This window comes from Oceanobacillus locisalsi (genome assembly GCF_042675985.1).
In the GTDB taxonomy this organism is placed as follows: Bacteria; Bacillota; Bacilli; order Bacillales; family Amphibacillaceae; genus Oceanobacillus; species Oceanobacillus locisalsi.
Genome location: NZ_JBHTKK010000002.1, coordinates 98,128 through 113,134, shown reverse-complemented (window position 1 = coordinate 113,134; position 15,007 = coordinate 98,128). Strand labels below are relative to the sequence as shown.

The window sequence follows — 15,007 nt, the reverse complement described above, 5'->3', positions numbered from 1 at the left end:
GTTATGTTCAATTATTTTATTTAAACGTTATCGAATATGCCTTTTGAAAAACATCATTGGCATCTAATCGATTCACGCCAAATTTTTCTTTTAAATCACCTGTAGTATCATGTATATCCGCAATTCCATACCAAGGTTCCACACAGACAAAGGGCGCTATTGTATTATTTTCTATATTATATTTAGACCAGATTCCTACAAAGGGAAAGCCAGGGAACACTATCTCTACACCGTAACCAGACTTTATGGAAGTAAGTTCTATGCTATCAATATTACTATATATGATTGCATCATTGGCAAATAAATCCGGCTGAAGTGTAATATCAGGAAGCTGATTAAGTATTCCTTTTTCAGAAACTAAAGCATTTTCCAGCCCATATTCTACTACATCTTTATTTGGAGCTGGTTTAAATTTCAATTGGTAATCTTTTAATCCTTCATTTTCGACAAGAGGAATGCGAAAAGCAGGATGTGCACCAACCGAAAAATACATCTCTTCCCTATTTTTGTTCTCTATTTTCCAATCAACTGTTAGAGCATCCCGATGAAGTGTATACGTAATTGTCACTTTAAATTCATATGGATAAACATCTTGAAAATGTCCCTCCGAAGCTATCTCAAAAGAAACATACTCCTTTGAATGGGAGCTTAGCACAAATTCAACATCTCTTAAGAATCCGTGCTGAGACATGTTATATTTTTCTCCATCTACTTGATATTGATCTCCTTTTAATTGTCCAACAATTGGAAATAATACTGGTGCAACGCGCCCCCAATAAGCACTGTCACCTGTCCACATATAATTTAAATTATTCTTTTTATGTTCTACTGCACGTATTTCTGCTCCCTTGCTTTCTACCTCAACTTTTAACCAATCATTTTCGATTATTTTTTCCAATTTGCTTCATCCTTTCTGAAATTAAAGAGTTGATAAGAGACTATATCTATATTTTATCTTAAAATGCAGTAAATGAAGTGTCTACCTGAATTACTCATACCTGTAGGTGGAATCTAAATCATAAATAATGGCATCGTATTCCTGATGCGTATGCATTTTATCCGGTTTCAAAACATGAATTAAATTGGTCAAACCAATGCCTGTGATTTCCGCAATTTCTTGAAAAAACTCAATATATTCTTGTTCACTTGCTATCGCAGGTTCATAGATAGCTTCCGCGGATTGTTTCTAGTCCTGCGCCTACTCCCACGACATAAAACGCACTGCTGTTCACGTAGAGCAAGGTTGGTTTTCTCCCGTCTTGAGAAGCCCCCAGCTCCTTTTCAATAACAAACCCCTTCTCAATTAATTCCTTGACAATACTGCTGACTGTCGGAGGAGTAAGTTTTGTTTCTTTTACTATTTTTCTCATGATATCGGTTCAAAGGTACGAATTTTATTTAAAATAAGTGATTTAGTTAATTTAATTTTTTAAGTGAGTTGCTGTAAAGGGCTTGGAAAAGTGTAGTTAGATAGAAAAATAGGGAAGTCTCGATAATCGACGTCTTGATAAATGATATTCAATACGACTTGGATACCAGCAGGACGATTCGCAAGAACACATTCAATTGCACATCTTTATCTTGTTAATTAGATACATCATATAGGCAATTCAGGTACATATTTCTCAAGTCTTGAGGTAAAAAATTACTGAATGAAACAGCAACACGTCATTTATATTGCCATGATATAGAACAATTAGGACAACAAACGGTAACGTGACAGGTTTGTCTTGATTCTGTTAGATTTCCCATATCTCGACCATATATCGCAGTAGCCATAGCCATATAAATTAATCATTATAGCTTTTCTACTCGAAAAAGGTACACATAAGCGGATTCATGCTGTATTTTCGTTTAGAATAGCAAATCAGAGAAATATCTTGAAGCTCATGACCGATAAAGCTGTCTTTTTGGGGCTGAATGAATATCACATCAATGATTTTGTGGACGGAAAGAGATAGAAAAATATTGCTTTAAAGAAACTATCACATTAATTTTGCATTTGCAAGATTAGTAAGTCCTTTTATAGGTCGAATTAGGGGACTTATTCGAATATAAATTCTGTATTTATATTAACAAAGAAAATGTAACTTTTCATCAGCCTGATGCATAATCAACATTCTAATAACCCGATCCATATCTGAGAAAGAGCGGATTATTAGATGTGATTTAACTGTAAGATAATACAGCAGTTGAAATGTACTACCTTACTTCAATATTTGAGATGTCTTTTGTCCATATGTCGGGAATTTCTCCAGCATAAATTCCATCTCTTCATCACTTAACAGTACGGGCTCACCAATTGATTTCGCTCGATAATACGTTTCTGCACAACGCTCAATTTCTTCAGCAATGGAAAAAGCATTCGATAAATCTTTAGATCCTGTTAACAAGCCATGATTTGCTAAAAAACAAGCATATCGATTTTGCATCGCTTCATAAGCCTTCTCTGCAAGATCCCAGGTACCAAATGATGCATACTCAGCACATTTAACATTATTTCCTCCTGCAATAGCTAAATAATAATTCGATGCTGGCAAATTCCAGCGTAAGGTTGCTAATGTTGTACTGTATGTGGAGTGCGTATGAACAACTGCCCGAATATCTTTTCTCTTCTGATAAAAAATACGATGCATATTCAATTCACTAGATGGTTTCCTGTCACCATCAGCGATTTCCCCTGATAATTTTGCCACAACAATATCTTCAGGGTTTGTTCGAAAGTAATCAATTCCACTTGGGCTAATTGCCATCAACTCTTCCTCTGGGTTATAAATGCTGATGTTTCCACCTGTACCAGTCGTCAATCCGCTTTTAATCAGCTTTATTCCATACTCTACAATTTGCTGTCTTTCTTTTTTTAACAGCATACAAATTTCCTCCTTTCTTCATAAATTCAGTAAGCAAATTTCTTGCAACTATCGCTTAATAACACATCTCAAGCTATATTTATTGACCATAATAAGCTTGCTCTCCATGCTTCCGCAAATAATGCTTGTCTAGTAAATATTGTTCTATTTCTCCTGTATTCTTATCTAACATCAAAGTATTAAACGCCATACGACATGTTTCTTCTAAAACTACTGCGTTTTCCAACGCTTTCATCGGTGTTTTTGCCCAAGCAAACGGACCATGACTGTGCACAAGTGTTGCTGGTACTTCAAGAGGATTAATATTTTTTTCCTTAAATGTTTCTACAATTACATTGCCTGTCTCTAATTCATAATCACGCTCTACTTCTTCAGCTGTTAAATTCCTTGTACATGGAACCTTTGAATAAAATGTATCTGCATGCGTTGTTCCAAATGCAGGTAAATCCTTTTTGGCTTGTGACCAACTGGTAGCCCAAGTAGAATGCGTATGAACAATACCACCGATTTCTGGGAATTCTTTGTATAAAATCAAATGTGTATTGGTATCAGAGGATGGACGCAAATCTCCTTCTATAATATTTCCATCTAAGTCAAGTACAACTAAATCATTTAATGCCAGCTTTTCATATTCTACACCACTTGGTTTAATAACAACGTAACCCGTTTCAGGATCATAACCACTGACGTTTCCCCAAGTAAAAGTAACTAAATTATGCTTCGGTAATCCAAGATTTGCTTCCAAAACTTCTTCTTTTAATCTCTCTAGCATATTCACTATCTCCTTTTGTAACTTATTATTTCATCTTCAAAAGATACGAGTACTTTATTAAATTCTAGTGTACGGTCTGCCATCTGTTTAAGATAATCTCCCAGTTCATCTACTTGAATTTTATGAGATATCATTTCTTTGAATTTAAGCTCGCCACTAGTCATAAAATCAAGTGTTGCCTTCCATGCAATTCCTGGGTACGGCGGAGTATACGAATTCCAGGAGCCTTGAATTGTTAACTCTCCCCGCATAATATGATTCATCGCCTCTTTGGATAATTCCAGACCTTTATGGGTAATACCCAGAAAAACAATGCGTCCTTTTTTCTTAGAAATTAAAATGGATTGCTGTTGGGTAATTACTGTCCCGGCAGTTTCAACAACAACCTCTGCTCCTCCATTCGTCATTTCCCTGATTATTTCTACAGCATCCACTTCTTTAGCATTTATAGTGATATCTGCTCCAAGTTCTTTAGCTGTCTCTAATTTATCATCAAAGATATCGACAACAATTACTGTAGATGCACCAAAAATCTTTGCCCATTGCATTGTCAATTGCCCAATAGAACCGCAGCCCATAATAACAACTGTCTCACCAGGCTGAATATTAGCTTTTTGCAAACCATGATACCCAATAGTAGCCGGTTCAATGCCTGCTGCTGTCTCAAAACTCAAAGAATCATCAATTTTCAGCACATGTTCCTGTGGAACTTTTACATACTCTGCAAATCCACCATTACTTCCTGTACCAATAATATTGTAATTGTTACAAAGACCGTAGTTGCTAGCTTTACAATGATCACATTTTCCACAGGGTACTAAAGGAGCAACAACGACACGTTCAGCTGGTTTTAATTCAGTGACATTTTCACCAACTTCTTCAATAACTCCAGAAAATTCATGTCCCAGAACAAGAGGATATTTTCTGGCTCCGCTAATCATTGCCCGAGGTACATCTGAACCACATATTCCTGTATATTTCACCTTAATTAAAACTTCATCTTCATTAATTTGAGGAACATCAATCTCTTCTGTTTTGATGACACCTAAAGAATGTAATACTGCTGCTTTCATTTTTTTTCTCAATGTCTTTCATTCCTTTCATCCACCTGAGTTACGACTTATTCATTCATCCATCAGGTATTGTTTGTTTCTACTGGATCATTTTTTACAGCTTGACGATCTAAATAATCATAGATAGCTGTTTTGTTCTTTTTGAATAAGAACCATAGAATAAAGTACACGACCACTGTTACAGTAATCCAAAGAATACTTTGAGATAAGAAAGCTAGGAAAATTAATCCCATCAATGGTTTACCTAAAATGTTAAAACTGGTAATTAACAATGCTCCAGCTGGAAGCGAAATACCGACATCCGTTGCAATGTCTGTGAATAATGACGCTGTATAAGTACACATATACAGACCTAAACTGAACCAAATCATTCCGTTGAAAACAACTTTAAGCATATTTCCATTTGTGATAGATACAAGACCTTGAACCATAAATGGAATTGCAATTAAATCCACCACTGGAATTACTTCGTTTCCTGGAAGAATTAAAGCCATTGCAACAATTATAGGTATGAGTAAAAGTCCTGAAGTTAATGTTGCTGGTTCACCAAAACCAACAGCATCGTTAATACCTAAATACCATTCACGTTTAGAACCTTTCTCACGTTTCATTGTCGATTTTCTTGCAGCATCTGTGATTGGTGTGAATGCATTGGAAAAAATTCCTGCAACCTTAGGGAATATCGCCATAACTGCACTTGTTGCAATACCTGTAATCAAGATAGATCCCCATGAATCAATCGATGATAAACTTTGGATATTTCCCAATATTCCAATAAATGTACCAAGGAAAAACCCTAAAGTTATCGGTTCTCCAAACACACCTAATCGTTTTTGTAATGTTTGTGGGTTAATTTTCACTTTGTTAAAACCTAATTTATTTAATAGTGGGTCAATCACAATTCCAAATATTGTAGATTCAATATTATGCATAGCAATTATGGTTGTATTAGGATAACCATAATAAGTAGACCATCTGCGTGCCATTATTTCCGCATTCAGTAAGCTATACAGATTTAGTAAAATCATACATCCTAAGGCTAATACCATATTATCTGTTACAATATAAACCATGGATCCCCAAATTGCATAAGAATAGTTATTCCATAAATCAGATGGCTGAAATACATCTGTCCATTTAACTAAGAATAATACAGTTTGTAATATCAAACCGACTGCAAGAAATAACATCCCCGGTTGCGTAGAAAATGCAACAATAGACGTTGCCTGCCAACCGACATCAAATGCTGGCAAATTTAGACCTGTTGTTTCTACCATGCTCTGGATAACAGGAGCAATTATTGGTGTAAATGAATTAATTACTAACATAAAGCCCTGGAGTCCAATACCTGCATACAAACCAGCCATGAAGGCTTTCTTTAAAGGTACCTTCAATAGTGCTGCAATAATAATGATGATGATAGGTACAAATACCGGAGCACCAAAAGCATCAAAAACAGCTTGAATTGTTTCTAACATATTACTAACTTCCTTTCTTCAAACGATTTTCTCAATACATGGAAAGCTTTATTCTGTAAGGATAATTTCCTCATATAATGTCAGCTTATAAACTCTATGGACAAGACTATTATCTATACTTACCCAATGTTTCTTTATAAGAATATCAGTTGCTAGAAATACTGAATCAACAAATCAGTTACCTAGCTTTCTTAAAGCTTCTTCTACTTCGTCAAAAAATTCTTCTTCTCCCATCCCTGTTAAGCAGCTAATAGAACTGATGGTTGGAATTCCATAATCGCCATCTGGCAATGGACTAGTATGAGCAATCAAATCATATTGCCCACTTTGTGCGTAGCCAAGTGCTTCGGTTGGCTTTCCAGTATTTGTTGTAATTTTAATACCTCTTTCTTCCATCTCATCTTCAATTTTAGATGCCACCATCGACGATGTTACTGTTCCTGACCCACAAATTGATAATACTTTAAATATTTTCATCATGTATCCCTCGCTTATTTATTTTTTTGCTAAAATAGATTGGTCTAATAATACTTTTAGTGTTTCTTCACTTTCAGCATTTCTAATGCTTGTTAACAATGTATTATCTTTTAAAATTCCCATAACTGCTTTTAGTAACATGGTTTGATCTTTAGGTTCACTAACAGCTAATAAAAAAACAACTTCTACATCTACATTTTGTGACGGGTCTTCCATTAACTGAAATGTTACAGGGTTAGCTAACGTTGCAATAGAAACGGATAATTGATTCACATGGTTATTATCCGTGTGGGGAATCGCAATTCCAATACTTTCACCTTTAAGCCCTGTAGGAAGCTCCCGTTCTCTTGCAAGCACAGCGTTTTTATAAGTAGGTTTTACGTATCCTTTCTTTTCCATTTGCTGACTTAATGAACTAATAACCTCCTCATCTGTTTTTGCATCTAATTTTGTATTTACAATTAACTCAACCATTCGCATTCTCTCCTTCAAAATACATTTCAAGATTCCCTTCCCTTCCATCATCCCCACTCATAAACCTAGTCATGTTAACCTTTTTGAGATGATTGAAGGAAATGATTTAAAAGCTTCATTACCTCTGCCTTTGTTTTACATTGAAAAAATTCTTTTTTTCGTACTGGGTCTGCTAAAAATTTGACTAGCTGTGATAAAGGAAGAATATGCTGTTCCTTATCAACTGCAGCAATCACAACAATCGCATGAATCACATATTTATCTAAGAAAGTGACTCCTTTACGAATCAGCAACAAGCTCATAGACAACTTGTTCACTCCCTGTTCTGGCGAAGCATGTGGAATCGCTACATTCGGACTAATTACAATATAAGGATCCTTTGTATTTGCAATCATTGCTTGTACATATTCTTCGGTAATATACTTCTTTTTTAATAATGGAGCAGCTGCGATTTCCAACGCCTCCTCCCAAGAAACTGCAATGTTTCTTAGGATAATATGGTCTGGAACAATTAATTCATTTAAATTTATTTCATCTTTCAATATTTCCCGTTTCATAATTTTTTCATTATCATCACGATCGATATAATTTTTTAATTCAACCTTTAATGCTTTCTCATCATGGATTTTGGCATAATTTTTAATGATGTTTAACAAATAATTCATATCTACATCGCTAGCAACAAAGTCATGAATTTCCATCATTACTTGTTTACGTAACCTTTCTTTTTCCTCCTGATTTTGAAAAACATTACAAACAAACACTTTTTTATCAACGTCTAATATGGTGGTAGAAAAGACGATATCATAATCAAAATAATAATTTTGGAATTCCCTAATTGAAAGATGATCCAAAAAGATAAACTCTGGAAATAATTCACTTAACTCATTAAATATTAGTTTAGATACAGATACCCCTTGCGGACAAACAACGACTGCTTTTGTTCTTCCTTCGATAGTTTCTCCCTGTCTGTTCATCCAGCCACCGATAAGCATCGTTATATAGGTAGCTTCCTCTTCAGGTATAGTATGACCAATTACTTTTTCCAATGGGTTGATAGATCGCTGTACAAAATGATGGAACTCTATAAACTCTTTACTTTGGAAATCCAGTGCTTCAAAACCCTCACTTAAATCGTATTTAATGCGATAATAAGCAGGTTGAATATGCTGCAATAATTTTTCTAATAATTGATTGCGATCCTGAAAAGAAATACATGTGCTTTTCTCAAATAAACGGACCATATTATCAATAGCTGGAATCAAACCCGGTATTATTTCTTCCGCTTCATGCTCTGAGAAATAAACATTTGCTGTAAGAAATTGTAGCGCAATAAATAATTGCTCATTTAAAGGAAGTTCTAAATCAGACAATTCTTCCTGGATAACTTGGTATACTTTTGTCTCCAGCAATTCCCTGTCATTTTCATAGAAGCAATCCATTGTGTTTCCATTTTCGATTCTCCTTAATGTGAAGATTAAAATATATGGCATAGCATTCAGTTTTTCATCTGTAAAGCGTATATTTAGTCTGCCTTCTATCTTTTCTATTCTTCTATTAAATTCATCGAGCAGTGTATTTGGGATTCCAGTAACTTTCTGAATATCTCGCTTTCCATTACTTACTCGAATCAATTGCTGTGTTATATGAATTAAAAAATTCCGAGATTGGAGTTCATCTCCATCAATAATATAGCCATTTTTTCTTGTATAAACCAACTTTAATTGATATTTGTCCAAGTACTCCTGAACTTCTTTAAGATCCGTTATTATTGTGTTCTTGCTGACTTTCATTTCTACAGCAAAATGGTTTAACGAAAGGTCTTCTTTTGAACCAATTAGCATCATCAAAATCAGTTGAATACGTTGATGTCTAGTGTATGCATTGGTTTGGAAATCCCTCATTTCATAATTTGTATTTATTTTGGAGAACACAGTCTGATTAATAATAAATTGGCCTCTCCTTGTTCTCTCTATTAATGGAAGATTTTGAGACATAATCCACTCATTAATTTTATTTATGCTATAGCCTAGCTGACGACGAGTTAATTGGTGCCTATGCTCCAATGCCATACTAGTAATACTGGGGTTACTGATTAGATCTTTCAATATCTCTTTTTCTCGATCACTTAGTACCACTTCTCGCCCTCCTTTGATTTCATTCTAGCATCTTAAAATCTCTATATGTATTCGTTTTCATTGAAATACATAGAACATTTAATGTACATTACTGTGTTTTTCTAAAAAAAAGGTGCCGTCTTTATCCACTTCCAAGAACAATAAGATAGAAGCATCCTCCTATGCGATCAGAACAAAATTCAATTTATTATCTTCTAAAATTGTGACAACTTTATTTTTCTATTTCTTTTTATCACTGCTTCTCTTTGTCTTTTCTCGTAGCAATTTAAAAATCTTCGCTCTATATAATTTGATGAAGGTATTTAATGATATGATTCTATATTCGGTATACTTTAGGGAGAAATTTAGTTCAAAAAATTCTATTCTTCAGAGCTGTAAATCAATACGAATCAGAACCAAAAACACAGAATATGGTGCTAAAATCCAGTGTTTTAACCCCCCCCTTTCTTAGTTAATAGTTCGACTTTCGTTTCATTTCCAATGTTTTGAGGTAATGATAATGTAGCGACCAGAGCATGCTAATTAATAGAACTTGAAATTGGACTTATTATCCAAAAACAATAGTACATGCATGTTTAATATTAAAAGCCTTGAAAGTTACAAACAAAATGTAACCTTCAAGGCTCTCCTCCCTACTCTCTCACATCATACAAAAACTTAATCGAATGATTATCCGGATCAATCATTTTCTCAAAAGGTTCTTCCTTGACCTCCAGCGGGTTCACTTCATGAATCAACGGTTTGACATCAATTTTTCCGTCCTTCATATATTGTAAAGCCGCAGTCCATTCAAATCCCGGAAAAGGAACGGAATAGGACATCCAAGAACCATATACTTTTAATTCTGCTCTTAGAATTCTTTCAAATACATCCGCCGGGAACGTAATCTCTTTCTTGGCTGTACCAACATATACGACCTGACCAAGCTTCTCTACTACACGTAATGACTGAACTTGTGTTTGCGGAACACCTGCTGTTTCTACCACGATTGCCGGTCTTTGATTTTCTTTAAAATATGCATCCAAATCCACTTCTGTTGAATTGACGGTTACTGTGGCGCCTAATTTTTTCGCCAATTCCAGTTTTGCATTATCAATATCAATCACTGTTATTTCTCCAACGCCTTTTGCCTGTAATGCGAGCAGTGACATCATACCAATGGTTCCTGCCCCGAAAACAACGACGCTTGCTCCGGCGTGGATATTAACTTTTTCAATCCCGTGGATAGCAACTGTTAATGGCTCAATCAAGGCCGCTTCCTGATCGGTAATCTCCTCTGGTAAAGGCAGGATATTTTTGGCATTAACTGCAACGTATTCAGCCATTGCGCCCTGCTCCCGGGAACCAATAAAACTATAATTCTCACAAAGCGCCGGATGACCGCTTGCACAGCTGGAACATTGTTCACACGGAACTAATGGAGCGACTGCGACACGATTCCCTTCTACTAATCCTTGCACTTCGCTGCCTACTTCTGTAATAATGCCTGAAAATTCATGACCTAGAATAGTAGGGTAATTATGAACTTTCCCATCAAAATAACGGGCTAAATCGGAACCACAGATTCCTACATAAGATACTTTTACTAACACTTGATTGGGCTCAATAACTGGTATTTCCATATCCTTTACGGAGAAGTTTGCTTTACTTTCCAGCACTAACGCCTTCATTTCAACGACATCTCCTATCTACAAATTTCCTTATATTTTATCTCTTTTAAATTGAACGTACGTAAAGATGATACTAAACACATAAATTCCGCCGATAACGAGTAATGGAACTAAATTTTGAAGCTGGAATAATTCTTTCAAAATAAATGTGATTGGCGCACCGCCTTGGTCCAAGGAAGCAACTTGGCCACTTGTCACGTTTCCCGTATCTGTTGCGAGCTTCGTATGCACATCCACCATCATATTGGCTATCCAGATGGTAATCGTCATAATAAATGCACCGGAAATAACGGTTCGGAATAAGTTTCCTTTATGAACTCCCACTGCCATCGCTACGAAGAAACCAATCGTTGCCAAATCACCAAACGGCAAAACCTGGTTGCCGGGAATCAAAACAGCAATAACCAATGTTAATGGTACGAAAATTAAGCTTGCTGCTACCACTTGGGAATTACCTAAAAGTAATGCTGGATCTAAACCAATATAGTATTGCTGCCCTTGGAAACGTTTGTCCAATATAGCCTGCGCAGCTTCCGCTATCGGCATTAAACCTTCCATAATAAATTTAACAACGGTCGGCATCAATACCATAACAGTTGCCATCTGAATACCAAGCTGCAATACGTCTGATACAGGATAGCCTGCCAAAAATCCAATAACGACACCTAATACAGCACCAATAACAACGGGTTCTCCAACAACACCAAAACGCTCTTCAATCTTATTGGAATTGATATTTACTTTCTTTAACCCTGGAATCTTTTCGATAATCGCGTCAATAACGACTGCAAATGGAGCGGACCATGTCCCAGAACCATGCGGAATCGCTATACCTTCCAAGCCAAAGTGTTTATTTACGGTTGGTGCAAACCAATCACCTAACTTGTAAATAAAGGCGGCGTGAACTACAACACCCACAATGGCAAACCAAAAGTTTCCGGTTGCCGTCAAAATAATAGCTCCTGTAAACGTCATATGCCAGATATTCCAAATATCGACATTGACTACACGTGTCATTTTCGTTACAAGCATCAGTACGTTTACAAGGATAGCTACAGGAATAGCAATCATTGCAATTGTTGATGACCACGCCATCGGAGAAGCTCCAGGCCAGCCGACATCAACAACGGAAAGACCTAAATTAAAGCGATCTGCCATTTCTTGTGCAGCTGGACCTAAATTATCTGTTAAGAGACCGATGACCAAATTAATTCCGACGAACCCGACACCAATAGTTATCCCCGAACGAAGGGATTTACCAATACCCTGTTTTAAGCAAATTCCCAATATAAAAATAACTAACGGAAGCATAACGGTCGGACCAAGGTCTAGTATATACTGTAAGATTTGCATGGACGGAACTTCCTCCTTTTAGTGAAGAGATTGCTCTACTGCAGAACCTCTAAAATTTCTTTTTTTGTTTTGTCTAACCCTACTCCTGAGATAAATGCCAATCCATGAACAACCGGAACGCCATAATCTTTATCTACCTTGGCTGTTGTCACAATCAGGTCCGTTCCATTAACTTTTGATCCTAATTCACTTACACGACATTGTGATACATCTGCTTCAATGTTATTTTCCTTTAATAATGCTTTGATTTTATTTGCTGCTACCGTTGAAGTTGCTACTGCTCCACCACATGCTACTAATACTTTTTTCATTTGAAATTCCTCCTAATTTTATTAAATGATATTTTTTACAAATCTAAATTTGCTTCAAGTAATTGATACGCTTCATCTACTGTTTCAAGCTGCAATAATTGATCTAAAAATGCTTGCTGCTGCACCAGTTCTACTATCTTTTGCAGTACTTGAATATGTTCTTCTCCATCGGAACATCCCAGTAAAAAGACGACTTTCACTTCAATCTCATCCGAATCACTCCCCATAATCCGAAAAGAAACCGGATTCTCAAGCGTCATTAAACCGATTTTGCTATCGTTTACATAGCTTGCGTCTGTATGCGGAAGTGCTACCCCAATAACGCCTGTCGGAACTCCTGTTGGGAATTCTTTCTCTCTTGCTTTTAATCCCTCTACATAGTCGCTGTTCGCATAGCCTTGCTTTATCATAACGCTTCCAATCTCTTCAAAAATAGCAGGTGTGGAATCTGCTCTGCTATTTAGCAAAATTAATTCTTTATCAAGGTAATTATTCATCTGTATCACTCTCCTCAGCTTCAATCGTATAGACTTTTGTTTGCAGTGATTGGATGGTTTCTACCATTTCTGTATCAGACGATGTGTCTGTAATCAAAATATCGACTTCATCAATAGCGGCTACCTGGTTCATAGAAGTAGAGTGAAATTTAGAGAAATCCGCCATCATTATTTTTATCTGGCTATGCTTCATCATCAACCTGGAAACCTCAGATTCTCCCATATGCATATTGGTGTAACCTGCCTGCAAATCTAAACCACCTATACCAAAAAATCCTTTATCTACGAAGATTTTTTCTATACCGCGATAGGCAATTGGCCCGAATAAAGAGTTTTCATTCTTTCTTACATTTCCTCCAATAATGATCACTTCAAAATCAGAGTAATCAATCAACTCCTGGGCAATCGGCAGAGAATTTGTAATAATCGTTAAATCTTTTTTGCTATTGATTTCTCTGGAAAAGTATAAAGCAGTTGTTCCATAGTCTATATAAATGGTATCCCCATCTTCTACAAGATCAGCGGCCTTTTTAGCGATTGCTTTCTTTTCCTCTTCATTCACTGTTTTTCTTGTTACATACTTTGTTTCTAAATTGGCTTTATTGAGTATCGCTCCTCCATGAACTTTTCGAACAACGCCTTCTTGTTCCATTTCATAGAGATCCTTGCGGACGGTTTCGCGAGTTACTCCTAAATCATTACTTAAATCTGCAATTCTTACACTTTTATTGGTTTGCAGATATTGCATAATAATTTCTTGGCGATCTTGTGAGAGCATGTAAACACCTCCTAAAGGATTCTTCCTTGCAAACGCTTTATAATGATTATAAGACACAAAGCAAAATAATGCAAATATTTTTTAATTATTTTTTTGCTTCATTTAATTTTTTCTTTGCTTTTTTTTGCATTAAATCGTATGATAAACTTATCAAACATGAAATTGAGGTGATCGTTTGTTACATGTTGTTTGTCCGAACCCGGCATTAGACCGAACCATCTTTTTAGATAAATTTAATGTTAACGGTGTCAGCAGGTCACATCAGACAAAGGAATTATTAGGAGGAAAAGGATTTAATGTGATTCGTTCTTTTTCTTTTCAAAATCCAAACAGCGCTTTCACAGCACATGCTTTTTTGGGAGGTTATATTGGCGAACATTTGCAAACCTTGGCAAATGACCAGCATATCTCTACGACCGTAACACCTATTAAAGAAAATACACGTATCTGTTCCATTATTGTCGATAACGAAAAAGGACATGCGCACTTAATTAATGAAAAAGGACCGGCTATCTCTGCATCTGAAAAACAAGCATTTGAAAAATCTTTATTGGAATCGGTAAAATCAGAAGATTATGTTGTTTTTTCCGGGTCGCTTCCAGATGGTTTACCTCCATCCTTTTATCAGGATTTAATTATTTCTTTGCAGGCAAAAGGAGCAAAATGTGTGGTAGACAGCAGTGGTGAAGCTTTATCTCAAAGTGTCGAAGCAAAACCGTGGTTGTTAAAAGTGAATGAATCCGAGTATTTAGAGCTCAAAAAGAAAACAGCAGATACGACAGAAGACATTATTAACCTTTTAAAGCATGATACGTCCTTGAAAAATATCATTATTACATTAGGCGGGGACGGTTCGATTGCAAAAATTGATGGAAAAAGCTATCGCATTACCTTACCAAAAATAACAGCAAAGAATGCAACAGCTTCCGGGGACATTTTTCTTGGCAAATTGTTAGAAGCATTTCAATCGCATAAAGACATCAAAACAGCTCTAGTAGAGGCAAGTAGTTTTGCCGCTTCAAATTGTTTATATTGGTATCCGCATATTGACAGGAACGACGCTGAAAAACTGCAAGAACAAGTTACATTTGAAGAACTTTAAAAAAATCATGAAGG

The 15,007-nt window shown here is 36.0% G+C and carries 15 protein-coding genes; 1 reads left to right on the top strand and 14 read right to left on the bottom strand.

What is annotated here, in order from left to right:
- Window positions 1-16: 16 nt before the first annotated feature.
- From ACFQ19_RS02730 to ACFQ19_RS02665, 14 genes are all read right to left on the bottom strand, one after another.
- A complete protein-coding gene (locus ACFQ19_RS02730) occupies window positions 17-898 on the bottom strand; it encodes an aldose 1-epimerase family protein (RefSeq protein WP_379590442.1) in 882 nt (293 codons plus the stop codon).
- A gap of 262 nt (window positions 899-1,160) precedes the next feature.
- Complete coding sequence (locus ACFQ19_RS02725) at window positions 1,161-1,370, bottom strand: MarR family transcriptional regulator (RefSeq protein WP_379590441.1); 210 nt, start codon at window positions 1,368-1,370, stop codon at window positions 1,161-1,163.
- Window positions 1,371-2,207: 837 nt separating this feature from the next.
- The gene (locus tag ACFQ19_RS02720; protein WP_379590439.1) at window positions 2,208-2,870 is read right to left on the bottom strand and encodes an L-fuculose-phosphate aldolase; all 663 of its coding nucleotides are present in this window, start codon (window positions 2,868-2,870) and stop codon (window positions 2,208-2,210) included.
- A 79-nt stretch (window positions 2,871-2,949) separates the two neighbouring features.
- Entirely contained in the window at window positions 2,950-3,642 is a 693-nt protein-coding gene (locus tag ACFQ19_RS02715; protein ID WP_379590438.1) for an L-ribulose-5-phosphate 4-epimerase, read from the bottom strand.
- Window positions 3,643-3,647: 5 nt separating this feature from the next.
- A complete protein-coding gene (locus ACFQ19_RS02710; protein ID WP_379590437.1) occupies window positions 3,648-4,727 on the bottom strand; it encodes a galactitol-1-phosphate 5-dehydrogenase in 1,080 nt (359 codons plus the stop codon).
- A 50-nt stretch (window positions 4,728-4,777) separates the two neighbouring features.
- Window positions 4,778-6,193, bottom strand: coding sequence for a PTS galactitol transporter subunit IIC (locus ACFQ19_RS02705; protein WP_379590436.1), 1,416 nt, complete (start codon window positions 6,191-6,193; stop codon window positions 4,778-4,780).
- 174 nt (window positions 6,194-6,367) lie between these two features.
- Window positions 6,368-6,670, bottom strand: a complete 303-nt coding sequence (locus ACFQ19_RS02700) for a PTS fructose transporter subunit IIB (RefSeq protein ID WP_379590435.1) — start codon at window positions 6,668-6,670, stop codon at window positions 6,368-6,370.
- Between the two features lie 18 nt (window positions 6,671-6,688).
- The gene (locus ACFQ19_RS02695) at window positions 6,689-7,144 is read right to left on the bottom strand and encodes a PTS sugar transporter subunit IIA (RefSeq protein ID WP_379590434.1); all 456 of its coding nucleotides are present in this window, start codon (window positions 7,142-7,144) and stop codon (window positions 6,689-6,691) included.
- 74 nt (window positions 7,145-7,218) lie between these two features.
- Window positions 7,219-9,282 carry a BglG family transcription antiterminator gene (locus ACFQ19_RS02690; RefSeq protein ID WP_379590433.1) on the bottom strand — a complete coding sequence of 688 codons (2,064 nt, stop codon included), beginning with the start codon at window positions 9,280-9,282 and terminating at the stop codon, window positions 7,219-7,221.
- A gap of 632 nt (window positions 9,283-9,914) precedes the next feature.
- Complete coding sequence (locus tag ACFQ19_RS02685; protein WP_379590431.1) at window positions 9,915-10,952, bottom strand: galactitol-1-phosphate 5-dehydrogenase; 1,038 nt, start codon at window positions 10,950-10,952, stop codon at window positions 9,915-9,917.
- Window positions 10,953-10,982: 30 nt separating this feature from the next.
- Window positions 10,983-12,305, bottom strand: coding sequence for a PTS galactitol transporter subunit IIC (locus tag ACFQ19_RS02680; RefSeq protein ID WP_379590430.1), 1,323 nt, complete (start codon window positions 12,303-12,305; stop codon window positions 10,983-10,985).
- Between the two features lie 35 nt (window positions 12,306-12,340).
- Window positions 12,341-12,616, bottom strand: coding sequence for a PTS galactitol transporter subunit IIB (gene gatB, locus ACFQ19_RS02675; RefSeq protein WP_379590428.1), 276 nt, complete (start codon window positions 12,614-12,616; stop codon window positions 12,341-12,343).
- 35 nt (window positions 12,617-12,651) lie between these two features.
- The gene (locus ACFQ19_RS02670; RefSeq protein ID WP_379590426.1) at window positions 12,652-13,113 is read right to left on the bottom strand and encodes a PTS sugar transporter subunit IIA; all 462 of its coding nucleotides are present in this window, start codon (window positions 13,111-13,113) and stop codon (window positions 12,652-12,654) included.
- On the bottom strand, window positions 13,106-13,891 hold the full coding sequence (locus ACFQ19_RS02665; RefSeq protein ID WP_379590425.1) for a DeoR/GlpR family DNA-binding transcription regulator: 786 nt from the start codon (window positions 13,889-13,891) through the stop codon (window positions 13,106-13,108). Before ACFQ19_RS02665 ends, ACFQ19_RS02670 begins: the two co-directional genes overlap by 8 nt.
- Before the next feature lie 175 nt (window positions 13,892-14,066).
- Here ACFQ19_RS02665 and ACFQ19_RS02660 point away from each other — a divergent pair, with 175 nt between their 5' ends.
- On the top strand, window positions 14,067-14,993 hold the full coding sequence (locus ACFQ19_RS02660; protein WP_379590423.1) for a 1-phosphofructokinase family hexose kinase: 927 nt from the start codon (window positions 14,067-14,069) through the stop codon (window positions 14,991-14,993).
- Window positions 14,994-15,007: the final 14 nt, after the last annotated feature.